The sequence below is a fragment of the Xenorhabdus indica genome, from assembly GCF_014467235.1.
GTDB lineage: Bacteria > Pseudomonadota > Gammaproteobacteria > Enterobacterales > Enterobacteriaceae > Xenorhabdus > Xenorhabdus indica.
The window spans coordinates 1-785 of sequence record NZ_NKHP01000101.1; the positions used below are offsets into that span (position 1 = coordinate 1).

Below are 785 nucleotides of genomic sequence, written 5' to 3' on the forward strand. Positions count from 1 at the left end.
GGTCATGCTCCCAATAATTAGATATTGTGATAAACTTCCCATTTTTTATTATGGGTGAGATATGGCTAAAGTTGATGTGGTTTGTCGTTACTGTCACAAATCAGAGGATGTTAAAGGGCATGGAAAAGGAAGTCGTGGTCATCCCCGTTATCACTGCTATGCTTGCCGTAAAACCTTTCAACTGAATTACACCTATCAAGCCTGCCAACCCGGCATGAAAGAGCAGATTGCTGATATGGCAATGAATAACTCTGGTGTTAGAGATACCGCTCGTGTTCTGAAAATTGGCATTAACACCGTCATTCGCACATTACAAAACTCACGCCAGAAAATGTAACCTCGCGGCCTCTGGTGGGAAGTGACATCCATATTATCTGTGAAATAGACGAGCAGTGGTCATTTGTCGGTCACAAGAAAAACCCACGCTGGCTCTGGTATGCCTGGGAGCCAACGATGAAGCGGATAGTGGCACATGTATTGGGTGATCGCAGCAGGAAGACGTTGAAAAAACTGCTGACACTTCTGTCTCCTTTCAACATCCAGTTCTACTGTACGGATAATTATGCCGTTTACAACTGCCTTCCCGAGGGAAAACATCTCACTGGAAAGAAATTTACCCAACGTATTGAGAGAACTAATCTCACTCTCCGTATCCGGATAAAGAGGCTGAATCGAAAAACGATAGGCTATTCCAAATCTGAAGAAATACACGATAAAGTGATAGGAACGTTTATTGAGCGTGAATACTACTTCCTCTAAGCGATCTAACTATTGGAAGCATGACC

At 43.3% G+C, this 785-nt stretch carries 1 protein-coding gene; it reads left to right on the forward strand.

From position 1 onward, the window contains the following. Positions 1-61: 61 nt before the first annotated feature. Positions 62-759, forward strand: a protein-coding gene (locus Xind_RS19665) for an IS1 family transposase (protein WP_187650959.1) whose coding sequence is annotated in 2 segments (ribosomal slippage) — positions 62-314 and positions 314-759 — 699 coding nt in all. Because the reading frame shifts where the segments join, the coding sequence is not laid out codon by codon here. The last annotated feature ends 26 nt before the right edge of the window (positions 760-785 follow it).